The 18,348-nt window shown below is 60.4% G+C and carries 11 protein-coding genes and 2 pseudogenes; 2 read left to right on the top strand and 11 right to left on the bottom strand.

Annotation, left to right across the window (positions count from 1 at the left end; translation table 11 throughout):
• Positions 1 to 67 precede the first annotated feature (67 nt).
• Both KQH55_RS08215 and KQH55_RS16885 read right to left on the bottom strand, forming a co-directional pair.
• The gene (locus KQH55_RS08215; RefSeq protein WP_170872413.1) at positions 68 to 244 is read right to left on the bottom strand and encodes a hypothetical protein; all 177 of its coding nucleotides are present in this window, start codon (positions 242 to 244) and stop codon (positions 68 to 70) included.
• A 327-nt stretch (positions 245 to 571) separates the two neighbouring features.
• A complete protein-coding gene (locus tag KQH55_RS16885) occupies positions 572 to 784 on the bottom strand; it encodes a manganese catalase family protein (protein ID WP_076786613.1) in 213 nt (70 codons plus the stop codon).
• A gap of 178 nt (positions 785 to 962) precedes the next feature.
• Here KQH55_RS16885 and mdtD point away from each other — a divergent pair, with 178 nt between their 5' ends.
• Entirely contained in the window at positions 963 to 2,393 is a 1,431-nt protein-coding gene (gene mdtD, locus KQH55_RS08205; RefSeq protein WP_235090579.1) for a multidrug transporter subunit MdtD, read from the top strand.
• Positions 2,394 to 2,801: 408 nt separating this feature from the next.
• Here mdtD and KQH55_RS08200 read toward each other — a convergent pair whose 3' ends face one another.
• Both KQH55_RS08200 and KQH55_RS08195 read right to left on the bottom strand, forming a co-directional pair.
• Positions 2,802 to 5,099, bottom strand: coding sequence for a hypothetical protein (locus tag KQH55_RS08200; RefSeq protein WP_235090578.1), 2,298 nt, complete (start codon positions 5,097 to 5,099; stop codon positions 2,802 to 2,804).
• A 663-nt stretch (positions 5,100 to 5,762) separates the two neighbouring features.
• Positions 5,763 to 6,044 (bottom strand): hypothetical protein, encoded by a 282-nt coding sequence (locus KQH55_RS08195; protein WP_235090577.1) that lies wholly within the window; start codon positions 6,042 to 6,044, stop codon positions 5,763 to 5,765.
• Positions 6,045 to 6,080: 36 nt separating this feature from the next.
• Between KQH55_RS08195 and KQH55_RS08190 the strand changes: the two are divergent.
• Positions 6,081 to 6,224, top strand: a pseudogene (locus KQH55_RS08190) (quercetin 2,3-dioxygenase); the annotation flags it as partial.
• 62 nt (positions 6,225 to 6,286) lie between these two features.
• Here KQH55_RS08190 and KQH55_RS08185 read toward each other — a convergent pair.
• The 7 genes and pseudogenes from KQH55_RS08185 to KQH55_RS08155 all read right to left on the bottom strand — a co-directional run bounded on the left by KQH55_RS08185 (position 6,287) and on the right by KQH55_RS08155 (position 18,005).
• A complete protein-coding gene (locus KQH55_RS08185; protein ID WP_139337373.1) occupies positions 6,287 to 6,862 on the bottom strand; it encodes a hypothetical protein in 576 nt (191 codons plus the stop codon).
• A gap of 235 nt (positions 6,863 to 7,097) precedes the next feature.
• On the bottom strand, positions 7,098 to 8,042 hold the full coding sequence (locus KQH55_RS08180) for a lytic transglycosylase domain-containing protein (RefSeq protein WP_076795664.1): 945 nt from the start codon (positions 8,040 to 8,042) through the stop codon (positions 7,098 to 7,100).
• Positions 8,043 to 8,825: 783 nt separating this feature from the next.
• Positions 8,826 to 9,098, bottom strand: a pseudogene (locus KQH55_RS08175) (hypothetical protein); the annotation flags it as partial.
• 102 nt (positions 9,099 to 9,200) lie between these two features.
• On the bottom strand, positions 9,201 to 12,521 hold the full coding sequence (locus KQH55_RS08170) for an efflux RND transporter permease subunit (protein WP_076795661.1): 3,321 nt from the start codon (positions 12,519 to 12,521) through the stop codon (positions 9,201 to 9,203).
• The gene (locus tag KQH55_RS08165; protein WP_235090576.1) at positions 12,518 to 15,634 is read right to left on the bottom strand and encodes an MdtB/MuxB family multidrug efflux RND transporter permease subunit; all 3,117 of its coding nucleotides are present in this window, start codon (positions 15,632 to 15,634) and stop codon (positions 12,518 to 12,520) included. The genes KQH55_RS08170 and KQH55_RS08165 overlap by 4 nt, the downstream gene beginning before the upstream one ends.
• A 60-nt stretch (positions 15,635 to 15,694) precedes the next feature.
• The gene (locus tag KQH55_RS08160; protein WP_076795655.1) at positions 15,695 to 17,035 is read right to left on the bottom strand and encodes an MdtA/MuxA family multidrug efflux RND transporter periplasmic adaptor subunit; all 1,341 of its coding nucleotides are present in this window, start codon (positions 17,033 to 17,035) and stop codon (positions 15,695 to 15,697) included.
• A 505-nt stretch (positions 17,036 to 17,540) separates the two neighbouring features.
• A complete protein-coding gene (locus KQH55_RS08155) occupies positions 17,541 to 18,005 on the bottom strand; it encodes a sulfurtransferase (RefSeq protein ID WP_076795652.1) in 465 nt (154 codons plus the stop codon).
• Positions 18,006 to 18,348: the final 343 nt, after the last annotated feature.

Raw genomic sequence — 18,348 nt, 5'->3', positions numbered from 1 at the left:
AGCCTGTATGCTATTGCTCCCCCACCGCGCCTCAACCGGCAGGCCGCCGGTGAGGCAATAGGGTATGCTACTGTTCGTCGGCCGGCTTACCGGGGACAACCTCAGAAAGGTCGTCCTTGCGCACTTCAGCTTCGCGCACAGTTGTGCCTTGATCGTTGGTTTCGGATACGTCGGTGGTAAACGTATCGGAGTCGTTTTCGCCCGATGTTTGTTGCTGTTCGGGGGAATTGGAGCGGTTTGTCATTCAGTCCTCCTTGCTTGAGCAGGTGTAGTGCTATGACTTCTTAGCAACTCGTGTTCCACGAGGGCACAGTGGCCTATCAAACCGGCGTTTATGTGCCGTCTCGCGCGTTATTTTTCATCCCAAGTTCCGCTCCGGTGTGTCGCTTCCGTCGCCACCGTCGACTGGCGCTGTCGGGTTCTCCGCCAACGTCAGGTCACTGCTCTCATTCCATGGCCTGCGCACCGACGCGCGTCGTCCTCCGACATCTTGAAATAACTACTCGCATACTCGGGAATGCGTGCAACTTTACTCGGCGGGAACTCCGACGTGATCGTGTACAGCGCTTTTTCAAAAGACTTTTGGTGTGACACCGTGGATCATTAGAAAGCTTAGCGCCTCGCGCACGCCAGGGTCGCCAGTCACGCTGACCAATCGATCGTAAGTGGTCTTGGCACGTGCTTCCGCCGCGATATGGGATCGAAGGTTGATGGCCTCGGCGAGCTTTCTTTTTGCGCGCCCTGGACCCAGCGTGCTGGCCGCTCGCTCGCGCTCGATGTCCATCAGCGTCCGCTTCTACTAGCGCGGCAAGCATTGGTCAAGACGCTCAAACACCATGTTGCATGCACCCACTGTCATAAAGCTGTAAAATTGAAATTTTTTCATTGTTTGATGGCCAGTTAGGCTGTGCTGTTCGCCTGCTTCTTCCCGTTACTCTTTCCTATTACTAGACAAAAAAGAAATGCAAAAACAAGGAGCTTTATCCGGGCTACTATGGGTTGTCGGCATTGGTTTCTTTATGCAAACACTTGACGCCACGATCCTAAATACCGCGTTGCCAACGATGGCCAGCAATTTCAATAAAAATCCACTGCAAATGCAGTCGATTGTGCTTGCCTACTCATTGACGGTGGTGATGCTGATTCCAGCCTCTGGCTGGTTAGCAGATCGCTTTGGAACACGGTCCGTATTTTTGGCGGCCATTGCATTATTCACAATAGGTTCCATCGGTTGTGCAACATCGCGCTCGTTGAACGAGCTGGTGATTGCGCGGGTGGTGCAAGGGCTGGGCGGCGGTGTGTTATTGCCGGCGGGGCGGCTAGCCATTATGCGAACGTTTCCCCCCAGCCAGTATGTACAAGCGTTGGGCTTCGTGGCAATACCCGGACTCGTTGGGGCGGTCTTGGGGCCAACGCTTGGGGGCTGGATCGTATCGGTTACCTCCTGGCGCTGGATCTTTGTGATGAATGTGCCGATTGGTATAGCGATTTTGATGACAAGCCGGCTTGTTATGAGTAATATAAAATTGCCGGTGCAACGTTTTGATCTAAAAGGTTATTTTCTGTTTGCAACATGCGTGTTGGCAATTTCGTTGTCGCTCAATGGGTTAACCGATTATAACCTGTCCAGCACCATCCTATTGACGTTAATCGGTGTCAGCTTGGCGACGTTCGCTGCCTATGGATTGCATGCAGTACGCATGGATTATCCGCTTTTTCCACTGAGTTTATTCCATGTACGCACATACCGTGTGGGCCTAGTGGGGAATTTGGTCACGCGCATTGGGGGCGATGCGATGCCTTATTTAATCCCGTTGCTATTACAAATCGGCCTCGGTTATTCGCCGTATGAAGCAGGGATGATGATGTTACCCGTCGCAGCGGCGGCCATGGGAGCAAAACGATTTATTGCCCCTCTCGTGACTCGCTACGGCTATCGTCGTATCTTGGCGAGCAACAGCCTGTTAGTAGGCGCAATAATAGCCAGCTTTTCTTTGGTTTCGACAGCGCAACCAGCTGGGTTACGAGTGATTCAACTGCTTGCTTTTGGCGCATTGTATTCAATACAAACCACTGCAATGAACGCGCTGACGCTAAAGGACCTTGCCGGGCCTGGTGCGAGCAGTGGTAATGCGCTGTTTTCGACTACTCAAATGCTGGCTATGAGCTTAAGTGTGACTGTCGCAAGTGTTTTATTGGTCTTTTTCCAATCGCTGTTTACGACCGATATGGACGCGGACTTACTGCCTATATTTCGTGCCACTTTTATTTGCATCGGGTTGGTTACCGCAGCCTCGGTTTGGGTATTTTGGCAACTTTCGCCTGATGCAATCTGCAAAGAGGATCAATGTAGTGTAACAGGTAAGCATAGTGAGAAAAGCCTAACGATATGATGCATCGACGTATGTTTGCAGGCGTGACTCGCGCTACTGGCTCGCCCGATGTTGTCGCGCCGCGTCCGTGGCTAGGCTCGCATCTGTAATGGCGACGATGACTTGATGCTGTTTAGCGTCAGCGTACCAGCGCTTGGATCGGGAATCCCGGCTACAGGCGCACGAGCGCGCTTGATTGATCTTAAACACGCGCGCAAGCTTGATATGGCGCTTATTCACATATTTTGTTTGCAACAATGTGGACAACCTTTGGATACGCAAGCTAAGTCGTTGTTGCCAAAGCCGAAACTGAGCTTGCTACCGCGTGACGCAGCGACGCACGGTTCCAGCGCGCCCGCCCGCGCAGGGATTTGTGCGTTGCGTGCGCGAAACGATGTCGAGCGATGCTGCGGCCAAACGCGCACCGTTTCAGAAAACCGTGTGACGCAGCCTTAAGTTTGGGAATGCGCGTCGTGGCTGGTGCGGCGCCGCATCCGGCGCGTTGGGTTCTCGCGTCCCGGCCACTTCGCCATCGTGCCATGCACGACACAGGTCGATCTGCCGCGTCGCCTGCATCAGCGTTTCAATTAGCTTGCCGCGCAGGTCGCGGTAGCGTTTCGGTGCGCTTTTCATCAGATAAGTCGCCAACTTGTCGTGGCTTGATGCCAAGTCGGCGCGGGGCGCATGGGGGTCGACGAGTTCACCCTTTTGCACCGAGATGAACTGGTCGATTACAACGGCCAGTTGCCGCTCGTGTGCGTTCGTCAACGGCAGTTGGCGCTTCAGCTTACGGCATTGCGCCCGTACGGCCAATGCGTCGCGATACAGGCGCTGATCATATTCCAGATCCTTGTCCAACCCAACCAGGATTTCCTTCAACGCGAGGTTGCGCGGCATGTCGGCCGGATGGTTTTCGACGCAGATATCTTCGACGTGCGTGACGGTCGCATCCAGCGGGGCGAATATTGCCTTGAATTTGTGTTCGCGCGACGTGTTGTCGTCGGCGTCCACGGTGCTGAGCCTGACGTCCTCAATGGCGTGCCCTTCCGGAGATGGGGCAGGAATGCCGCTCAACTTGCTTACTACGTTCTGATAGGTCTGTATTTTGGCCTGCAGCTTCCTGCGCAAATAAATGGCCTGGGTGTTCAGCATGCCTTCCAGCAAGTCAATCTGGGCCGCTTGTGCTTCTCGTGTCGGTTGGGCGAGCCATGTTTTCAAGCTGCTTCGGGTCAGATACTGGCGTGAGTCGTTCCAAGCTTGCTTGGCGGCGCGCGTCGCGCTGTACGGTGAGTTCAGCTTGGCACTGTGAGCCAGGAATGATGACGCTGCCTTCAGCCGTCCCAATGAGTCTTGCGCTGCACGTCGGGCCGTGTTCGCAATAAATTGCTGGGTGGACGGTTTGGCGCCACGCGCATCAGAATCGCCGGTGTAGACATATTTGTCGTCGTAGCGTTTGCCGAGCTGGTCTGCGACCTGGCTCAGAAATGTTTGACGTTGGTCTTCGCGTTGATATATCTGTTTGTAGAATGCTGATTGCAGCAGCAAGCCGTCCAACGGCGTTGCAGTGCTGCTGCCCCAATTGAGCACGTCCATGGATTCCAGAAACGTACGATTCAATTCTGGGTCATCGTCGGTGTAGTAGGTTTGGTAGCGCCGTTGTCTACGGTAGTCGAAGAGCGCGCGCTGCGATGATGCGCTCATCATGAGCAGCCCGCTTATTGTCACGGCCAAGAGGCCCCCGGCGACGGCGGGATGGGCTACCGCAGCGCCTGCCGTACCGGCGGCGATGGCGCCCGCCACACCGGCCTTAGCCAACGTGCTCGCGGCGTAGACAGCGCTGCCAGCGAGGAAACTGTTGTTCCATCGCGCATAGCTTGTAAAGAACTGATCCCGCTGTTCCAACTTCAGTGATTGAAATCGCGCGTAGCGGTGCAGCAATTCGGCGTCTTCAGGACTTAGGTGGTGCCCGTTTTGGCGCAATTGATCGATCAGGGCATCGATATGTGCGTCTTTCAAGCGCGTGTCGGTGGCGGCCTTGGCGGCGCGGAACGCATTGAGCTGCTGGCGCGAACGATGAACCTTGTATGCGCCACTGGCGAGCGCCGTGGCGCCGACAAGCGGCTCCAGACCCAGCGTCGCGAGGCCTGCGACGTGATCCAATGCCGCCGCGGCAGGACTGTCTGCTGCGCACAGCGCAGCCTTGGCGGCAATGCCGACTGAGGCCTTGGCCAGCACGGTGCTACCGGAAGCGATCGAGCATGCCCCTAATGCGGCATCGGCACGGTTTTGCTGCCGCGTGAATGCCATCACCTGGCGCTTGACTTCCATAACGGCGCGCAAGCATGTCATCATCGATTGCGCATCGGTGAACAGTCGGACCGAAGCCGCTTGTGTGGGATGGTTGCGATCTCGCGTTGAGCCGGCAACGCCGGCGAGCCGCTCAAGACAGGCGACCTCTTGTTCGAGTTGCTGGATCGAGCGTTTTAGTTCTTTGTGGTGCTTGGCGGCATGCGCCATTTCTTGAATGCCTGACTTGATCTCCATGATCGCCAGCAAGGCCAACGTGCCGTCGGCAGCGATTTTCTCGTTCCGGCTGAAAATTTCCTCGGAAATGCCGGCTCGCTTGATGGTGTCCAGTGGATCCGCTTCAATTAATTCGGAAGACTGATCAAGGCAGTCGGAAGTGGTCTGCGTGTAACCTTTAAAGAGTTGAATCGGGGTAGCCATCGTGGCATATACGCCGCGCATGGCGGTACCTAAGCCCACCCGCGTGATGGCGCGTGGCAGGCGGACCTCGCGTTGCGACGCATCTGCAACGGATCTTTCCGACGAAACGGTCCGCCGTTCTGACGGGGACCGCGTGATGCGGGCGATCAGGTTCCTGCAATGCCAAGCAAGGTCGTGTATCTCGGCCAAGCTCAGCGCGGATGAGGTGCTATCGGGCGTGGGCGGGGTTTGCGCTGAAGGTCTGTCCACCGCTGACACAGGCACTGAACGCACGTTCCCGTCATGGGGCAGGCTTTCCAATTGAGCCATTGCGCGGCTGCGTGCCTCAACCTGTTTTTTCCATGCGTGAGGCAGACCTTCAATCTGGCCGTGGTGATACACATGGCTGGACGGCGCCGGCTGCAGCCGCGGTGGGGCGCCGACCAGTTGCGCCAGGCGTTCACCGAAATCCATTGTTAGGTCTACATCATGATTGCGTGGATGAAGTGACGAGCTCAACATCATATCGGGTACTCTCTGGTAGTGCTGACGTTGTCACTCTAGGACGCTTTGCAACGCGTTACCATGAACGCGCGCGAAGCCCCGTTGCCAGGGGCGTACACTGCGGGAAGTTCCCGAAATACAGTATTGACGTGGCTGCAAGCAATGTAGTCGCGGCTTTGATCATTGGGGAAGGCGCGTGCGTAATCGCTTTTCGAGAAACCTGACAAGTGCCCAACAGGTGGCGAGCACCTGCCGCTGCCAATGTGGTGGATAGACGACGTTCAGCGGCAATGGATCTTGCGCAAACGGCTCCGGCATGGTGACGAGCTGACCATGGCCCAACGCCGGCGCCACGATGAAGCGGGGTAGCGGCGCGATGTCGAGCCCGGCAACGGCCGCATCGCGGACGACGTCCCCCTGTTGGCGCACCAGCGCGCCTTGAATCTCGACTGTGCGTTGCACGCCGGCGATCCGCAATTCCCAGCCGGTGCGCCCAGCAAGTTGCGGCTGGTCTTGTCCCCGCACGGACAGGACGGGTCGCTGCAAATCCGCCAGGATGGACGGCTATATGCCGGCTTGTTCGACGGCGACGCCAGCGAGCACTTCATGCTGCCAGCGCAGCGCTATGCGTATCTGCATGTCGTGTGCGACACGTCGATAGCGGCTAAGCCACGCCACAATGGCGTGGCTCAGCTATATGACGACTATTGGTAAAACTGATTGCCGGTAGACGGCTGACTGACACCCGAAGGGTCAAAGCCGCTATTGCCGGACGCATGGAAGGGGTCTGCGGACTCGGTGGAGTTCGTCGACGCGTCCTTGCTGTTGCTGCTCCCTGGATGGGTGACCGTGCTGGAGTTGTCGTTGGACGCCGGACTGTTGATCGTGCCCGAGCCACCGCTAGTGACCGGCGCTTTGCCATCGTGCTGGGAATGATCCGCAGCCGAGTGCCCATGATGCGGTGAGCATGGACATTCGCAGTCGCCATCCGTTGACGGGGCCGGGGAGCGATGCCTGCATGTTGTGTCGTCGTCATCGAACGAATTGTCGTCGTCGCTATGCGAATTCTGCAGCAGGGCCAGCAATTGTTCGATGAGTTTTTGCAAGAAATCGGAGTCGTCCGATGACGTGCCGTTCGTCGGACACGATATGGAATCGCTTTGCTCCGCGCGCTTATGGTGCGCAGCGTCCGGGGCGGTGCCGTACGTGTAGCTCGGGCTATCCGGGTTGAACGCCGAATAGGGCGAATCCGATTGAGTGATGGAAATGGTAATGGTCATGTTGCGCTCCTTGTTGGGCAGCGCGCCGTTATTTTGGAAAACCGCTGCCAGTCTGGCTGGCCATGGTCTCAAGCGGCGCGTTTGGGGGCCGTTGTAAGATCACCTGATACGGGGTGAGCCCAGCCCTGGGCCTGGGTCGTCTGCAACGGCCACTGTGCCCCGTGGGACATAGGACGCGGATTGCGCCGGACAACATCGCGCAATCGATGGCGGGCGCCGGCGGCACCTCTGCGCATTATTGGCTGTCGTCCAGTTCTTTATGCTGGTTTAATACGTTGTAGTTAGTCATAACGTGTCTTGCGTATTTCGCTTCATCGCCCACTCCAACGTATTCTTCGAGCCCCTTCTTCAGTGCCTTTTCGTTGGCCATCGGATTGTTGCGATCACCGCCGCTTTCGATGATGTGGGACTTGAGTTCGAAGGCTCCCGCGATTACGTTGTCGTGCGGGTTGCTCATATCCAGGTCCTTCGCGTCCTTGCCAGTCAATTTTTTAATGTTCTCTTTGTCCTGCTGCGTCAGCGTCGGCAACACGTCCTTTTCCCAGCGCCGCTGGCCGATCTGCATCAGGCTCAGATCCGGCGTACCGTCGCTGTTTTTCGACCATTCCTTCGGATTACCGCGCGATTCGGCCCACATCTGCCCACCGATCAGGTTGCCATCTAGCCCCGTCAGCCGCGCGGCCAGGTTGATGTCATTTTCCCACCGGTCGATCTTCGGATTCTTCCCTGGCGTATAGGCCTTGCCTGGCGTTGTCGGACCGTCCAGCGCTGGCTGGTCCTTGCCGGACCGGCTGTTCGCTTGGGTCGAGTCGGTAGCGTCGCTGTCGGATGAAGTGCCGTGGGTCTTGCCGGATGAGCCGCTCGTGCCGTCCTCCGGCGCGTCGCAATGGTGATGGTGACATCCGCCGCCGCCGTGATGCCGGCCAATGGCGCCACCCGAGTCCGGGCCATCGCCGGTATTGCCCTCGTTACCGTTGCCGTTAAACTGCATCAATAACTGGATCAGTTGATTGAGCAAATCGTCGGTGTTCGACCACTGCCTGTCCGATGACGTCGAGGTTTGCCCGTCTCCTGCTCGTTTGTGATGGATTCCCGACGTGTCGTTGTCGTAAAGCCCGGGCCATTGGGGCCAGTTGGAAGACGGCGAATCGGTTTGGATAATCGTGATCGTGGTTGTCATGCAAGGCCTCGTCCGAAATGAACAGATGTATCGTTATTTCATAGGTATTTGGCTGGTTGGATAAGCTGGACGCGAACACGAGGTGCCACAAGCGAACCCGATGGCCCGAACCGGGTCGGGCGTGGCCGATGATTCTCGTCGGGACGAAGAGACGGACGGTGGCCACTCACCACGGCATTCGCTAACCAGGTGTAGAGAAAATGATGAGAATGTTCTGTCGCCGATAAACCGGACGGGGCGATTCGAGCGGCGTCCCCGGTGGGGCGGGGGCCGGGCAGGTCAGTTGGCAGGCGCGCGCCGGTGCGACGCGCGCTGTGTTCATTAGACGTTACGCGTGCGGGAGGGGTGCATTGAACGGCGCGTCATCGCAGGTTGGCGCGGACGGGCTCATACAGGCTCGGTCCGAACTTCGGTCCCCGTTTCAGCGCTGGCTAGCGCTCCGGCCCCGGCTTGCACAGCAGCCGGGGATGCGGTCTCTGCGCCCGGCGCAGGCGCCGGATCGCTATCCGCATCGTCGGCGGCCGTGTGCGTATCCATGCCGGCGCCAGGCAGCTTCGCTTTGCGCGAGGTATCGACCGCGAGCGCCGGCGCCGAGACGGAGCCCGCCGGCGCCGCCACGCAGCCTGCTGGCGTTGCGACAGAACCCGCCGGCGTCACCACGGAGCCTGCTGACGTCGCGACAGAACCCGCCGGCGCCGCCACAGGACCCGTCGGTGCCGCGATAGAACTCGCCGGTGCCACGGCGCTTGCCTTGGGCTCGGCCGGCTTGGCATCTGTACCCTTGCGCGGCTTTTTGGCCAACGGGATCAGGCCGAAGGCGCGCGCCGCTTCGGCGATCTGCTGCGGGGAGAAGAGTTCGTCGGGCGTGATGCCGAATGTGCGGATGTGGCTCTCGATCGTCTGCATGGCTTGCGCACGATCGTCGCGACGCTGTTGCGCGCGCGCGACAATATCGCGCAGTTCATCGGCCTCGTCGCTCGAAATTGTGAATGCCGTTTGTTTTTGTTGCAATTCGGTGAAGCGATGGAATTCCTGGTCTGTCAAGAGTTTGGCCATGAAGATATGCAGTTTGAAGCAGGGAGAATGCATGCATCGGGCGAGGCGCAAGCTGGACTGGCGCGGGATCGCACTCGATGCGGGGGCCGTATTCTACCTGCGTTACTCGCCCTTGCCGAACGCGTGGTGCGGCGGGACATGCTCGCCGCCATGTCGCGCTGCCCACCAGGTACGAAGCCGGTCCATGTAGAGGTAAACCACCGGCGTGGTATAAAGCGTTAGCAACTGACTGACAATCAATCCGCCGACGATCGAGATGCCCAGCGGCGCGCGCATCTCGTGTCCTTCGCCGTGGCCGAAGGCAAGCGGCAACGCGCCGAGTAGCGCGGCGCAGGTGGTCATCATGATCGGCCTAAAGCGCAGCAGGCAGGCTTGGCGGATCGCCTCGCGCGAGCCCAGGCCGGTGCGCGCGGCGTCAATCGCGAAGTCCACCATCATGATTGCATTCTTCTTGACGATGCCAATTAGCAGGATCACGCCGATCAGCGCAATGAGGCTGAACTCGGTATCGAACAGCAGCAACGCCAGTAGCGCGCCGACGCCGGCCGACGGCAACGTGGACAGGATCGTCAGCGGATGGATATAGCTCTCGTACAGAATGCCCAGCACGATGTAGACCGCGGCGAGCGCCGCGAGAATCAATAGCAACTGGTTCGACAACGCTTGCTGGAACGCCTGCGCCGTGCCAGAGAAACTGCCGTGAAGGGTGCCGGGCATGCCGATGTCGGCCATGGTCTGGTAGATTGCGGCGGTCGCATCCGACAGTGATTTTCCCACCGGCAGATTGAATGAGATCGTCGTCGCAACGAATTGGTTCTGGTGGCTGACCGCTAGCGGCGTATTGCCTGGGCCGAAGCGCGCGATGGCTGACAACGGGATCATCGTTTCCTTGGCGGTGGATACCGCGGCGCCGGACGATGAGCTGGACTTGCCGCTAGAGGCGATCGAATTAATCGCTTGATTGCGCGCTGAATCGAGCGCGACGCTCGCTGCACGGCTGGCGGCATTGGCCGCCGTCGTGCCGGCCGTCTTCGTCGCGTCCAACGCGCTGGTAACGGTCCCGGCCGTCGCGTTGGTGCTCGCGGTGCCCGATGCGCTGCCGCCAGATTGGCTAATAAAGATGTCCTTCAGGATCTCGGGGCTCTGCCAATAGCGGGGCGCTACTTCCATCACGACGTGATACTGGTTCAGCGCATTGTAGATCGTCGACACCTGCCGCTGGCCGAAGGCGTCATACAGCGTATTGTCAATCTGCGAAGGCGTGATGCCGTAGCGTGCAGCGCTCGGCCGATCGATGATCACATTTGCCTCCAGGCCGCCTTGCTGCTGGTTCGAATTCACATCGGCAAGCTCGGGCCGCTTTTGCAGCGCCTCGGTTAGGATCGCCGCCCATTTGTACAGTTCCGCGGTCGAATCGCCGAGCAGCGTGAATTGATACTGCGCGTTCGATTGTCTTCCGCCCACGTGGATATCCTGCACCGCTTGCAGGAACGTTCTAGCGCCCGCGACCTCGGCCAGCGGCGCGCGCAGTTGCTCGATGACCTGGTCCGCGGACACCCCGCGCTCGGCGAGCGGCTTCAGCGAGATGAACATGAAACCCGCGTTGGTCTGACGTCCGCCGGTAAAGCCGACGGTGGAGTCCACAGCCGGGTTGCGCTTGACGATGTCCATCATCTGCGAGAACTTCACCTGCATCGACTGGAACGACGTGCTCTGGTCCGCCTGGATTCCGCCGACGAGTCGGCCGGTGTCCTGTTGCGGAAAGAAGCCCTTCGGCACAATCGTGTACAGGTACACGTTCAAGCCAATGGTGGCGACCAGCACGGCCAGCACCAGCAACGCATGATCCAGCGCCCAGCCGAGCGAGCACTCATAGCCGCGCTGCAGGCGCGCGAAGCCGGCTTCGAGCCAGCGTGCGAGCCGGCCTTCGCCGCGGGGGCGGGTGGTTGGCGCGAGTAGTTTGGAGCACATCATCGGCGTGAGCGTCAGCGACACGAGCAGCGACACGAAGATCGCCAGCGACAGCGTGACAGCAAACTCACGAAACAGACGACCGACGATGCCGCCCATCAACAAGATCGGCAGGAATACCGCGACCAGCGATACGCTGATCGACAATACCGTGAAGCCGACTTCGCGCGCGCCCACGATGGCTGCGCGCATGCGCGGCATGCCGGCCTCGATGTGCCGCGAGACGTTCTCGAGCACGACGATCGCATCGTCGACGACGAAGCCGGTGGCGATCGTCAGCGCCATCAGCGACAAGTTGTCGATCGAATAGTCGAGCAGGTACATGCCGGCAAACGTACCGATGATCGACACGGGCACCGCAACGCTGGGAATCAGCGTCGCACGCCAGTTGCGCAAGAACAGGAACACGACCATCACCACCAGGATCACCGCGATCAACAACGTGCGCTCGGTGTCCCGCAGTGAAGCACGGATCGTCATCGTGCGGTCGGCGGTCGGCGTCACATCGATCGCCGCGGGCAGCGCCGCGCGTAGCTGGGGCAGCCTCGCTTTGACGCGGTCGACTGTCTCGATGATATTGGCGCCAGGCTGCCGGTACAGGATCACGAGCACCGCGCGTTCGCCGTTCATCATGCCCATGGTGCGCAGGTCTTCGACCGAATCGACGACCTGCGCGACGTCGGAAAGCCGCACCGCGGAGCCGTTGCGGTAAGCAATCACCAGGTCACGGTATTGATCAGCGCGCCGCGCCTGGTCGTTCGTGTACAGCTGCAAGTGTCGGTGGCCGGCCTCGATCGCACCTTTCGGGCTGTTTGCATTGGCCGACGCGAGCGCGGCGCGGATGTTTTCCAGTCCGATCCCGTAGTGGAACAGCACGGTCGGATTGACCTCGACGCGCACGGCCGGATTGGCCGCGCCACTGACGTTGACTTCGCCGACTCCGTCGATTTGCGACAGCGCCTGTTGCAGCACGGTCGATGCCGCGTCATACATCTGTCCGGCCGTCATCGTTTTCGACGTCAGCGCGAGGACGAGGATCGGCGCGTCGGCCGGGTTGACCTTGTGGTAGGTTGGATTTTGTCGCAGGTTGGCCGGCAGGTCCGCCCGCGCGGCGTTGATCGCGGCCTGCACGTCGCGAGCCGCCCCGTCAATGTCGCGGTTCAACCCAAATTGCAGCACGATCCGCGTATTGCCGATGCCGCTCATCGACGTCATCTCGGTGACGTCCGCAATGGCGCCCAGGTGTCGCTCGAGCGGGCTGGCCACGCTGGTGGCGACGGTCTCCGGGCTGGCGCCAGGCAGCGTTGCCAGCACCGAGATAGTCGGAAAGTCCACCTGCGGCAATGGCGACACCGGCAGCTTCACGAAAGCGAACAGCCCGGCCAGTGCGATGCCGACGGCCAGCAACGTGGTGGCGACGGGGCGCGCGATGAAAGGGCGGGAAAGGTTCATTGTCTGCTGCCTTCGCCGCTGGCATCGTGCGACAAGCGTTCGCGCAGCGCCGAAGCGAGCCGGTCGAAGCCAAGGTAAATCACCGGCGTCGTGAACAGCGTCAGCAGCTGGCTGACGACCAGCCCACCGGCGATCGCGATGCCTAGCGGATGACGCAATTCGTGACCGGAGCCCGTGCCCAGCATCAGCGGCAACGCACCGAGCAGCGCCGCCATCGTTGTCATCAGGATCGGCCGCAAGCGCAGCAGGCAGGCCTGGTAGATCGCGTCGCGAGGGGACTTGCCTTGCTCCCGCTGCGCTTCGAGCGCGAAGTCAATCATCATAATCGCGTTCTTCTTGACGATGCCGATGAGCAGCACAATGCCGATGATGCCGATGATATCCAGGTCATGTCCGGTGATGATCAATGCGAGCAGTGCGCCGACGCCAGCGGAAGGCAGCGTCGATAAGATCGTGATCGGATGAACAAAGCTCTCATATAGCACGCCAAGGACGATGTACATCGTGACGATCGCGGCCAGGATCAGGAATACCTGGTTGGACAGCGATGCTTGGAACGCCAGTGCCGCGCCCTGGTAGCGGATCTGGAATGAGGGCGGCAGGCCGATGTCGTCCTTCGCTTGTTCGATGGCCTTCACCGCCGCGCCGAGCGATTCGCCTGGCGCGAGGTTGAACGAGATGGTGGTGGTCGGGAACTGGCCCAAGTGCGAGATCAGCAGCGGCGCGTTTTGCTGATGGAAGGTCGCGATGGACGACAGCGGGACCTGGGCGCCAGCCGCGGTGGCCGATGGCAGATAGATCGCGCCCAGCGCGTCCGCCGGGGACTCGTGCAACTTCGGGTCTGCTTCCAGGATCACGCGATACTGGTTCGATTGGGTGAAGATGGTCGAGATGATGCGCTGCCCAAACGCGTCATACAGCGCGTTGTTGACCGTCGCCGGCGTGATGCCGAAGCGGGCGGCGGTACTGCGATCGATCTCGATATACGTCGAGAGCCCATTTTGCTGTAAGTCGCTGGTGACATCGACCAACTCCGGCGCCTGCTTGAGCCGCGCGACGAGCTTCGGCACCCAGTCGGCGAACGCTTGAGCATTCGCGTCGGTCAGCATGAATTGGTATTGCGTCGCGCTGACCGTCGAGTCAATCGTCAGGTCCTGCACCGGCTGCATGTACAGCGAGATGCTGGGTACCTGCGCGACGCGCTGCTGCAATGAGCGGATGATCTGCTGCGCGTCGCGGCTGCGTTCGTCGAACGGCTTCAAATTGATCAACAGACGGCCGCTATTTAGCGTGATATTGGTGCCGTCCACGCCGATGAACGACGACAGGCTCTGGACGTCCGGGTCCTTCAGGATTTCGGTAGCGAGCGCTTGCTGGTGCTCGGCCATGGCCGCGTACGACACACTTTGCGAGGCCTGTGTGATGCCCTGGATGATGCCGGTGTCCTGCGTCGGGAAAAAGCCCTTTGGCGTCACGATGTAAAGCACAATCGTGAGCACTAGCGTGAGCAGCGCGACGAGCAGCGTGAGCGGCTGGTGCTCGAGCACCCGCGAGAGCATTTTTCCGTAGGCGGCGATCACCGCGTCGAAGAACGCACGGGCCCTGGCCTCGAAGCGGCCGCTTTCCTTCGGCGGACTGTGTCGGAGCAGCTTGGCGCACATCATCGGCACGAGCGTGAGCGATACCACCGCCGAGAACACGATCGTCACGGCAAGTGTGATCGCAAACTCGTGGAACAGCCGGCCGACGACGTCACTCATGAACAGCAGCGGGATCAGCACCGCGATCAACGACACAGTCAGCGAGATGATGGTGAAACCGATTTGCTTGGAGCCCTTGAGCGCGGCTTGCAACGGCGTGTCGCCGTCCTCGACATAGCGCGCAATGTTCTCGATCATCACGATCGCGTCGTCGACGACGAAGCCGGTGGCGATGGTCAGCGCCATCAAGGACAGATTGTTCAGCGAAAATCCGTACAGGTACATCACCGTCAGCGTGCCAATCAGCGACAGCGGCACGGACAGGCTGGGAATCACGGTCGCCTGCCAACTGCCGAGGAATAGGTATATCACCAGCACCACCAGCACGACCGCCGCTGCCAGCTCGAACTGCACGTCGCGCACCGACGCGCGGATCGTCGTGGTGCGATCGGTCAACACGCGGGTCTCGACCGAAGCGGGCAGGCTTTGCTGCAACTGCGGCAGCAGCGCCTTGATGTTGTCAACTACCTGGATGACGTTGGCGCCCGGCTGCCGCTGCACATTGAGGATGATCGCCGGTTCGGTATCGACCCACGCGCCCAGCTTCGTGTTTTCCGGGCCGGAGACGATCTGTGCGACGTCGGTTAGCTTCACCGGGCGGCCGTTCTTATAGGCGATTACCGCACTGTGATACGCATTGGTATCGGTCAACTGGTCGTTCGCATTAATTGTGTATGCCCGCGTCGGACCATCAAAATTGCCTTTTGGCGTGTTGACGTTCAGGTTCGAAATCGTGGTGCGCAGATCGTCCAGGTTCAGGCCGTACGCTGCGAGCGCGCGCGGATTGGCTTGGATGCGGATCGCGGGCCGCTGTCCACTGCTCAGGCTCACCAGCCCCACGCCGCCCACTTGCGAGATTTTCTGCGCGAGCCGGGTATCGACCAGGTCCTGCACGTCGGTCAACGGTAGCGTCTCGGAGGTGATCGCCAGCGTGAGAATGGGGGCGTCGGCTGGATTGACCTTGGCGTAGATCGGCGGCGCTGGCAGGTCGGACGGCAGCAGGTTGCCTGCTGCGTTGATGGCCGCTTGCACTTCCTGCTCCGCGATGTCCAACGGCAAGTCCAGCGAAAACTGCAGTGTGATCACCGATGCGCCCGCCGAGCTTTGCGACGACATCTGGTTTAGCCCCGGCATCTGACCGAACTGGCGCTCCAGCGGCGCGGTCACCGACGAGGTCATTACCTCGGGGCTGGCACCCGGATAGAAGGTCTGCACTTGAATCGTTGGATAGTCGACTTCCGGCAGCGCGGATAGCGGCAGAAACCGCAGCGACACGAGGCCGACCAACATGATGGCGGCCATCAGCAGTGCTGTGCCGACCGGGCGGAGAATAAAGAGGCGAGATGGATTCATGCGTCGAATAGTCCGGGAGCGCGGCGCCGGGGCAGACCCCAGCCGGAATCAAGGCTGCGGTTAGCGCGTGTGGCCGTGCACGGCCGACGCGTGACGTGCGTCACGCGCCGCTTGGCCTGCCGACGCGGCCGAGCTGCCACTGGCGGTCGCGGCCGGAATCGTGATTTTGGCGCCTTCCCGTAACCGGTCTGAGCCCTCGATGACGACACGCTCTCCCACCGCCAGGCCGGAGACGATGCTGGTGCGCTCGCCATCGACCGCACCCGTTTTCACTGGGCGCACGGTGACGGTGTTGTCGGCTTTGACCACGTAGACAAATGTTCCCATCGAGCCATTGAGTACCGCGGAAGTCGGTACGAGGGTCGCGTTGCGGATCGTGTCGACGAGTAGCCGCACGTTGACGAACTGATTCGGGAACAATGCCTGCCTCGCGTTCTGGAATACCGCGCGCAGTTTCACGGTGCCGGTGGTCGTATCGATCTGGTTGTCGATGGTGTGCAACTCGCCGGTTTCCAACGGCCGGCTGTTGGTGCGGTCGTAGACGGTCGCGGACATCTTGGCACCCGCGGTCCATTGCTTAAGAATGGCTTGTAGGTTGTCCTCGGACGTGGTGAACACGACGCTCATGGGCTGCATCTGCGTGATCACGACAATGCCGTTTGTATCGCTGGTGGTCACGTAGTTGCCCGGATCCACCTGACGCAGTCCTACTCGGCCTGTCACCGGTGCGGTAATCCGCGCGTAGGTCAGGTCCAGCTTGTACGTATCGATCGTCGCCTGGTCCGACTTCACTTGGCCGCGGTACTGCTCGACGAGCGAGGCCTGCGTGTTGACCTGCTGGCGCGAGATCGAATCCTGCTTGAGCAACGCCTGGTACGCGTTCAGGTCCGACACCGCCTGTCGTAGCAGCGCTTGGTCCTTCGCCAGTTGCCCTTCGGCGTTGCGCAGTGAAATCTCGTAGGGGCGTGGATCGATTTGTGCTAGTACATCGCCGCGCTTGACGAGTTGGCCTTCCTGGAAATTAACCGACATCAGCGTGCCGTTCAACTGCGTGCGCACGGTCACCGTCGCGAGCGGTGTCACGGTGCCCAGCGCATTGATCACGATCGGCATCTGGCCATGGACTACGGTCGCGACTTTGACCGGCTGTGGCATGTTCGCGAACGCGCCGCCGCCGCGCTGCGCGCCAGGCGGCCTGCCGGCACTGCCCGTGGCTGCGCCGCTGGCGTGGGCGCCTGGCGTGCCGCGCATGGCATCACGTTGCCACGGATGCCACCAAAGCAGCACGACGACGACCGCGACGAGCCCCGTAGCCAGTTGCAACGCGCGCGTGCGGGTGCGGCGCGCCACGGCGCGCGGCGCATCGGATGATCGAGCTTGTTGTTGTTCGTCTTTCTGCATGGTCGAGCAAATCGTTGGGATGTGATGGCGGGGAAGGGCTGCGACGACGAGCCGACGTGGTCCGTGCCTGGTTTATCAGTACATCATCGTGCGGTTGAGTGAGCGAGCTGTACGCGTGTGCCCAGGCAGCAGGCTGTATTGTGCAGCGCTTGCTGACCGTATCATGTCAAGAATTTGAAACTGCACGAAATCCTACGTGCGTCAACCGTGTCAGTCCAGTGCCCTTTTTTTCGGAACGTTACACCACACCCGTCGTCGCCTGCGGCAACCGCGACGGGCGTGCGGCGTTGCAGCGAGGCGGCATGTTGGGCTGCCGCATCCGAGGTCGCGCCGGGGCGATGGGCGCGAACGCAGTGGCTGGGCGCCTGCTCTCAGGGGAATTGGCTTGGCTTAGCCAGCTTTGACTCAGCCAGCCTAAGTTAGGAAGATACCCGACTTGGGTACTGCGGTGTGGGCGGCGCGGCCACGGTGCTGGTTGACGCGCCATGGCGCGGTGTCCTCGAGCCTAGGCGCCCACCCAGGGCAAGCCGCGGAAACACCAGCCGCCGACCGTTTTGCGGTGTCCTTGAGCGTCTTTGTCGCCCTCAAAACCTTCCAGAATATCGTAGGCGCGCATGAAGCCTGCGTTCGCCGCTGCCACTGCAGCCAGCTTCGAGCGCGCGGCGCTGCGGCATAGCAGCAGGATCGGCGTATGCGGCATCGCGACTTGGGATAGCTGCTCGACGAACTCGGTGTTGGGGACGCCGCCTGGGTATCGCGTCCACTCGATGTGTATGTACTGGCCGTTCCCGACGACCGGGCGGCCGACCCAGTCCAGTTCCGCGCGAGTGCGTATGTCAATCAACCGGGCCCCCGGCTCCAGCGCTAACAGCTCGAATGCCTCGCCTGGCGCCAGCGCGCCGGCATACTGCAACTGGTGTTGCGCGCGACGCTGCTCGGCTGCTGCGTAAATTGCGTCCTGGGAAGTCATCACGGTGTCCAAAGTGCAATACCTTTATTTTAGCGTCGTCGTAGAATGACCCGCCTAGGCAGCGACAGGGTGCGCGACGTTGGTGTGTTATCGTCATTTTGCCCCTAATAGGGGCATGTTCGTCGCTACTCATCGAAATTGCACCAAATTTGTGCGCGATGCGCTGCGACGAGGGCGGGCGATACGCTGATCGTAGGTCGCGGTAGTGCGTAAGCACCGTAATTGGGCGTGTCCAGTGTCCTTGCGTTATAAATTGGCATGAAGTGTGCTCTAATCAGGCCCGATCCCGTTGCATGACCGGGAGGCCGGAATCGGGGGGCGATATCGTCCCCATTGTTCACCA

Origin of the sequence: Mycetohabitans sp. B3 (assembly GCF_021498065.1) — a bacterium.
GTDB lineage: Bacteria > Pseudomonadota > Gammaproteobacteria > Burkholderiales > Burkholderiaceae > Mycetohabitans.
Note: the sequence above shows the minus strand (reverse complement) of the source record. Positions and strands in the feature narration are given on the sequence as shown.